Raw genomic sequence first — 8,699 nt, forward strand, 5'->3', positions numbered from 1 at the left:
GTTAATGTTGATTCTCATGTAAAAAACCCTCCCGGCTTTTTGGCTAATTCTCTCTAAGTGCTGTCTCTTTTGCCCGTAAAATCGGGTTCAATATATACTCAAGGATAGTTCTTTTCCCGGTGATTACATCTACTGACGTGAGCATTCCCGGAATAATTGGCATCTTTGTGCCATCATTTTTTATTAAATTTGACTCAGCAGTTCTTACTCTAATTGTGTAAAAACTGTTGCCTTCTTCATCTTGACTGGTATCGGCACTGATATGTTCAACTGTGCCCTTTAGGCCGCCATAACGCGTGAAATCATAAGCAGTTACTTTAACTATAGCGGGCAGGCCAGGGTGCAAAAATGCGATATCCTGTGGGGTGATTTTAGTTTCAATTAGCAACTTATCTTCTGAAGGAACAATTTCAATGATTTCTTCACCAGGCTGGACGACTCCGCCTAAGGTATTCATATGCAGAGTTTTAATCGTACCGTTTACTGGTGATGTTATTATCGATTTACTAATTTTATCGAATGCACCGATTTGAGCTTGGTTCATACGTGATAATTTTGTTTGCATCTCATTAAGTTGAGCGCGTAAATCTGCCGCATAAACAAATACGGCTTCACGGCGCTTGAGGATCGCTTCATCCATGGTCGCTTTTAATTTAGGTCGCAGTAATCGTAACGTCTTTAGCTCGCCTTGAATGTCGTTTACCGTGCGTTCTAATTTTAATAGTTCGACTTCAGGTACAATACCTTTTTGGGCTAATGGCTTGGTCAATTCAAGTTCACGTGAAATCAGTTGGTAGCTTTTAGTTAGTGTCGTAATTTTTGATGACAGCTCTTCTGTTTCTTGTTGTCGCTGTTGTATTTGTCGCACTAATATTTCTAATTGGTTACTGAGGTTGTCTAAACGGCCTGAGTATTCTGCTTGTTGGTTCTTGACTAAGTTAGGTTCACCTTCGATGATTTCATCAGGGAAAATCAAAGGTTGTTTGGTTATTTTTACCTGCTCACGCCAGTTTGAAGTCATATCTGAAATCACGATACTGTCTAATTCAGATCGCAAGCGTATGACATTGGTTTGTAGGCTATAGACTTCTTGTTCTTGTTGAGCAAAATCAGAACGAAAGCGAATATCATCAATTTTAACTAAAGGCTGACCTTTAGTGACAATCATGCCTTCTTGTATATAAATTTCTTGGAGTACACCGCCATCTAAACTATCAATAAGTTGTACTTGAGAAGATGGGATGACTTTGCCCATGCCAGAGGTGACTTGATCAAGTTCAGAGAAATAAGCCCAGATGAAAAAACAGATCGTCATCGCAGTAAGAGACCATATGATTAACCGATGGCCGCTAGGTGCATCGGTCATAATGGCGCCATAAACATCATCTACCATTTCTAAGTCATGGCTTGAGAGCTTGTTCGACATTAAGTTCGCCCTCCCGCCAATAACCCATTATTGATCTTTTCAAGGACACTATCTTTAGGTCCGTCAGCAACAACATGACCTTTATCCAAAACAATAATACGGTCAACCAAACGTAATAGGTGCATTTTATGGGTTATGAGTAATAGCGTTCTATCTTTACTTACATGCTCCATCGAGCGAATAAATTGTTTTTCAGCGCGAGCATCCAGGCTGGCAGTAGGCTCGTCCATTAGTAATATAGGTGGATCATTTAGCGTTGCTCTGGCTAATGCGACTGTTTGTCGCTGCCCGCGGCTTAATGCTAAACCACCTTCACCCACTTGTTGATCCAATCCTTCAGCTTCAAGATTGGTGAACATACTCACACCTGATAACTGTACAGCTCTAATTAATTGGTGTTCAGTTACTTGGCGAGTACCAAAAAGAATATTATCTTTGATCGAGCCATGAAACAGAGTCACATCTTGTGGCAAGTAGCCAAAGTTCTTACGTAAATCACTAGGGTGTATTTGCCCAGTGTCTAAGCCGTCATAGCGAAGGCTACCTTGTGTTGGCTTGTATAAACTCACTAATAGCTTTGCTAAGGTACTTTTACCTGAACCATTTCTACCAATGATGGCAACTCGTTCACCTGGTTTAATGTGTATTGATAGTGGGTGCAGAACTGGCTTTTCAGCTTCAGGGAAACTAAAGGCGACGTTATCAGCATCAATTTTACCGTGTAGACGTTGTTTGCTGACTAAGTGGCCTTTATTCTCAAATTCTTCTTCTTGATTCATCACTTCATCAAGTTGGCGAAGTGAACTGGCTGTTTGGTTTCCGCGAGTAATGAGTCCAGCAAGTTGCGCCATCGGCGATATCGCACGGCTAGAAAGCATCACCGCAGCGATAATCCCACCCATCGAAATTTCATTTTCTGCAACGCGATATACACCTAAAATCACCACGCAAACCACGGTGAACTGCACCACAAAATTCGCCACATTACTGACTGCATTTGAGAGTTTTTTCGACTTTAGTTGCCAGTTAGCGGTATGACCGATCATTTGTTGCCAACTCTTTTGAACTAACCCTTCAGCACCATTGGCTTTAATTGACTCTAGTGCGGTAAGGCTTTCAATGAGATGGCCATGTTTAAGGCTAGAAAAACGATTGCTTTCTTCGATGGCGGCTTTTAAGCGTGGTTGGATATAAAGGGTAAATCCGATGATGATGATGCCAGCAATAATAGGAATAATCGCTAAGTCACCCGCGACAATATAGATAATTGTGACGAATAAGAGTGCAAAAGGGAGGTCGACTAGTGTTGTGATAGTCGCAGACGTTAATATTTCTCGAATACTATCAAATTCACTCAGTTGTCGAGCCATGCCACCGACACTGGGCGAACGCTTAGATAATGGGATACCAATAGCTTTAGCAAAGAGTTTCGATGAGACGATTATATCGACTTTCTTGCCTGCAACATCAATTAGATAGCTACGTAATTGACGCAAAATGAGGTCGAATAAATAGGCAATACTTGCACCAATAGCTAAAACCCATAGCGATTCAAAGGCTAAATTAGGTACAACTTTATCATAGACATTCATGATAAATAGCGGTGAAACCAATGCAAATAAATTGACCAATACAGAAGCAATTAAAGCATCGCGATAAATAGGTGCTGAATCTTTAATACTTTGCAGTAACCAATGAGTTTTATTGTCATGGATATGTACATCAAAACTATTATCACCGCGAAATTCTTGCTTCACTAAAAATAGGTAGCCAACATAGAGCGTTTCTAACTCTTCTATTGTTAACGATTCTTGTCCACCCGTTTCAGGTAACTGAATAACCGCTTTATCGGCATCAATATCAATGCTGCGTAAAATACAGGCTTTTTTATCCTTTAATAACAGAATGCATGGCATCAAAATATTAGAGATTTGATTAAGATCTTTGCGGGTTAATTTTGCCGACAAACCGCCTCGAGCTGCAGCTTGTGGCAGCAACTCTGGTGTGATGACGGAACTGGTCAATGGTAAGCCTGCCGCAAGTGAATCACTTGAGCATGGAGAACCAAAATGTTCTGTCATTAAGACTAAACAATCAAGTAATGGATCCACAGTGGTACGTTGAGACGCTGAAATCGTCCACTGTTCTTGATTGTTTGATGCAGTTGCTGGCACCTAATATAGATCCTTCATATTTATAATTATTAACAATCTCTTTGATTGACGCTTACATATTACTACGTAGCGTCAACAAAGTGTTGTATTTAAGGAATAATATTACCATCTGGGGCGTTATCTAACGGGTCAAAAGCCGAACTCTGGGCTGAGACGGCTGGTTCGGTGTCGACAATGAGCGCACCATCATCAAGCAGACCGTTAATTATTACGCCGTCATCGGTTGTGGAATAATTATTAGCATCAGATAAATCAACCCCATTCAATACAATGACTTGATCTACAACATTATCGTTGTCTGCATCTATTGAAATAGTGGTATTACCGTCTGCAAATGAAAGACTTAAGAAATCAGAGAGGTTATCGGTATTTTCACCTTGCAATAAATCACTCAAATCTAACGTATCAGAATTGATATCAAAGCCTTCTATAACGTCATTACCCATTTCACTTGCTAACCAGGTATAGGTATCGTTACCGTCGCCACCGATGAGTAAATCATCTCCTAAACCACCGATTAATAGGTCATCACCTTCACCGCCAATGAGTAAATCATTACCATCGCCAGCAATTAAGACGTCATCACCAGCACCGCCATCTAGAACACTGTCAGAAAAATAGACCTGACCTGAAGATCCACTTTGCCCATCATCAACATAGGTTGCAGTTTGGCTGCTTCCATCGCTTAGGGTTATGGTGAAGGTGACAAATTGTGCCGCTAAGTCGCTACCGACATCATTACCTAGACTATCTGTGTCAAAGGCAAACCAGAAAGAGTCTCCAGAGCTAAAGTCACCATCAGTAAAGTTCATGGTTAATACTGAATTGTCAGATGTCATCGCTGCAAAAATGTCACTTGCAGAATCTGTAATACCAACAGAGTCACTACCTACAGCTATTGTCGTGTCACTAATATCGAAGGTAGCATTGCCATCTGTCCCAGCTCGTAAATCAATTTGAATTTGAGTGACAGATAAGCCTGCTGCAAGCGCCGCAACTTCAAAGCCAAATTGGTTGGTAGCATTATAGGTGTTACCTGATTTTACTGTAGCATTAACAATTGCTTGCGTTCCACTCTGAGTAGACTTACCTATAATTATATCGTTTTCATGAGTACCAGTAAGCGTGGTAGATGTTTGGTAGTCAACAGTGACTTCAGCACTATCTGACGCACCATTACCTTCAAGGGTGTAGTTGAACGAATCACCATCATTAGCGTTATCAAGCGTTACAACGCCGTTAGCTAAAGTCGCGCCACCGTCAACAGAGGTAATCGCTGCTGAATCAGGTGTCGCATCACCGTGAGTTAAGTAAGCAGCATCAATATTGAGTGTTGAGCCATCAGCTTGGTTAGTAATGATGTTATTAACGTTGGCATCAAGACCCGCATAGTAATCAAGTTCGATTATTAATGATAATGACCCAGTATCACCGTCATTATCAACAACTTGAACTTCTATCGTTTCCTGTTCGTTGATAATGTTCTTGTTAACTTCAATGAAATAGTTGTACTCACCCGTTTCAAAGTTAATGGTAAATATTCCACCAAAGTCAGTCGTTAATATTTGCTCAGGATTTGCTGGGTCATAGGTATACGTCACACCGTCTATTATGACAGTATCAACACGGCCACCATCTGCACCAATTAATACACCAGTTGTACTATTGCCTGCAAGCAGCCCCAAATCACCTACAATCGTACTGTTATCGAAGTAGTTTAAAATGGTACTGGTAAGGTCATCTGCGTCGTCTACGACAATGGCATATTCTTCATTTCCGTCAACTTCAGGGAAAGAAATTGGCAGTAAGGCATCTAAGACAGCATTTCCGATACCGATACCAAAAGAAATATCATAATTATCTTGAACGTAAGTTTGCCATTCACTTTGTAAATCTGTGTCTACTGATTGACCACCAGTTGGTACGCCATCAGAAATAAAGTAGACAAAATCTTGATCTGAGCCAGTGGGTATATCCCCGCTATTCATTACAGTATTAATTGCAGCTGCATAGTTAGTACCACCACCTGCGACTAAACTGTTTAAGTAATTAATCGCACCATCAATATCATCGAGTAACCAACCTGAATTAGCCGTACCACTTGAATATGTGATGATTTGTATATTTACGTTACCGGTTTTATCTACTTCATTAATCAGTGCAGTTAACGATTCTACGGCTGTTTCAAGGTAAGTTTTACCATTACCTGCATTGCCATCCATACTGCCAGACACATCGAGTACGAAGGTTAAATTGGTTGCTATAGGTGCTGATATCGTTTGTAGATTTTGTGTCACATCATTGGCAATTGGCATATCATCAACGATGGTTATATCAAGGTTAGCATTACTCGAATCACCACTGCTATTTTCGATAATATAGTTAAAGCTTTCGAGTAAATCAGTACTTGTGTTATTAGTGTTCGTGAGTTCGTACTGGTAGTCACCTGCACGTATACCAGCACCATCTTCGGTATAAACGGTTAACGTGCCATTGGCGGTATTAATAGTTATGATACCGTTAGTCGCACTTTGACCATCTATAGATGTGATTGAAGTTGAAGCACTAACTCCTGAGTCATTATCTAATAAGTTACCTGTAGCAATATGGGAATTGCTGCCTTCCTCTGTACCTTCAACCAGTCCAGCTTCTGACACAGTTTGACTGTCAGTGTCAGCTATAGGGGTTGAATCCTGGTTGACGGTTAATGTCGCTTCAGAAGTGTCTCCATCAATATCTTCAAGAATGTAGTTAAAGTCTTCTGAACTTAATACGCCATCTCCGACAGATGTCGCAGTTAAGCTGTTTAAGCCATAACTGCCATTGCCAGCGGTTAAGACAATATACTGGAATGCTGTATTACTAATAATGTTGATACTATTGTTAGTCGTGCTTCCTGTTGCCACCACGGTAGTACCATCCGCAGCATAGGCTGTCCAAGTCGCTACGTCAGAACCATTGACCCCATTCAATCCAATCGTCGCTTCAGTAAAGTTGTCGTCAGTACCTAAATCAATAATCATAGCTTCTGAGTTATTGATTACATTACCACCAACGCCCAAACGACTTCCATTGCTACCAATATTTGTACCAGGTGCGTCTAAATTGGTTAAATCTAGGCTGTTAACATCATTGATGCCACTTAATGAAATACCGTTACTATTGAGTAGGTCGTTGTAATCAAAACTTTCTGCAATAGTATCTGTTTGAGTCGACTCATAGGTATAACTGCCGTCCTGATTGACAATCAAAATACCCTTGTCGGTCACGATTGTAAGATTGCCATCAGCATCAAAATTGGAGTAGGTAGTATTATCAAATGACACGCTCTTAACCGTAGTAGCATCAGCTCCGATAGTATCGACGCCAGAACCATCAGTTCCAGCTCCTGTTATTACATTGCCATAAGCAGTTCCACCAAAACCAATACTATCTAGATCGTCTACAGCGGTTGGCGCAGTATCTGTTACATCAATAGTGATGGCTGTCCAGCTTGAATTGCCTGTACCATCAGTGACTTGATAGTAGAACGTATCAACGATTACATCACCGGCGTTATGAACTAAGCTAGGCGCTTGGTAGCTATAAGTGCCATCTGCATTGATGGTGATAGTGCCGCCTAATGCGGTTGTGAATGAGGCGCCACCCTCGTTTGCATCAATCATACTTGTATCTGATGCATCAGGAGCAAAACCACTGACGGTCAAAGTATCATTTTCAGCATCGTTATCATTGTTAATCAGATCGTCGGTTGTGAATGTTAAAAGCTCATTTTCAATAATGGCAAAATTGTCAGTAACAGGCTCTGGCGCATTATTGACTCCAACAATATTTATAGTGACAGTAGCAGTATCTACAGCACCATATTGGTCTGTAATAGTGTAAGTGAAAGTATCTGTATCCAATTCACCTGCAGTTAAGGAGTCAAAAGCACCATTTACGTCATAAGTATAAGTACCGTTAGCATTAATTGTGACGATTGCGCCACTGGTTAATGTGACCGCTTGTCCTGGTGTGAATGTTGTTCCATTGATATGACTGATATTGAAACTATGACCTTGTGCATCGGTATCATTTGCTAATAAGCCATCAGCAATATCAGTTATAACTAAAGTTTGATCTTCTTGAACCACAAATGCATCAACTAGCGCAGGACCTGTAACCGTGACGGAATCAAGATAATAATCAGAAGAGTCAGCTAATGGAGAACCACCATTTTCTTCACTGATTGTAGGTGCGGCTTCAAAAACTAACTGATCAAAGACTATGTTTCCGGTATTGATAGTAAAGGTACCGGTAGTGCCCTCTGTTGTTGTAAATGTCTCGGAGGCGACGAGTTGACCATTGTAATAAGCATACCAAGTACCTTGCTCGCCACTATTTTCGTCAGCAAACATTTTAGATACGGTAAATGTAGCTTCATTAACTAAGCCATTAAAGTCGATGACAATGGCTTCTGAAGTGCCAGTAGCAGAATCGTACTCAATTTGATCTGCAATTTGTCCTGAGGCTCTTGGAGAGCCATCAACACCAAGTTGATTTGTTCCTTCGTTGTAAGTTAGAACCCCCGTAGTACCATCAGCATTTCTTGCGCTAATTACAAAGTCAGCCTCACCATCTGCGTTTACTGGGCTAATCCAATTGTTAGCTGAGTCTGCAGCAGTAGAGAATATAGTACCTACAACATCATCAACAGCATCAACAGTGTTGTCAGCAATAGTAAGTGATTCACTATCTCCTGAACCGAGATTTCCTGATAAATCGGTATAGGTATCATCATTAACAGTGATGCTCGCTGAACCACTGTAACCATCAGTTGGCGTAAATGTAGCAGTCCAAGTTTCACCGCCATCGTTACTCACAAGTCCACTTAATGTGCCTCCGTTAACAATGATATCGTCCGTTAGGTTAAAGTTTGTGACTTTTTCGCTAAATGTAAATGTAACGAGAGTGCTCTCGCCAAACTCTAAACTTGCGTCGGCAATAGTAATATCTAATGTCGGCGCAGTGGCATCCAGATTGTCGATGGCATCAGCTACAACGGTATTACCATTCCTATCTTCTGCTGAGGCGTCTACCGTAATGTCACCATCAACTAA

General features: G+C 40.9%; 3 protein-coding genes. All 3 read right to left on the bottom strand.

What is annotated here, in order from left to right; all coding sequences use genetic code 11:
• Positions 1-43: 43 nt before the first annotated feature.
• A complete protein-coding gene (locus AB4153_RS20530) occupies positions 44-1,426 on the bottom strand; it encodes an HlyD family type I secretion periplasmic adaptor subunit (RefSeq protein ID WP_102529544.1) in 1,383 nt (460 codons plus the stop codon).
• Positions 1,426-3,600 carry a type I secretion system permease/ATPase gene (locus AB4153_RS20535; protein WP_102529543.1) on the bottom strand — a complete coding sequence of 725 codons (2,175 nt, stop codon included), beginning with the start codon at positions 3,598-3,600 and terminating at the stop codon, positions 1,426-1,428. Before AB4153_RS20535 ends, AB4153_RS20530 begins: the two co-directional genes overlap by 1 nt.
• Before the next feature lie 89 nt (positions 3,601-3,689).
• Positions 3,690-8,699: Ig-like domain-containing protein (locus AB4153_RS20540; RefSeq protein WP_371998518.1), on the bottom strand; the 5,010-nt coding region annotated here is incomplete at its 5' end.

The organism is Shewanella sp. 10N.286.52.E4, assembly GCF_041468785.1.
Taxonomy (GTDB): domain Bacteria; phylum Pseudomonadota; class Gammaproteobacteria; order Enterobacterales; family Shewanellaceae; genus Shewanella; species Shewanella electrodiphila.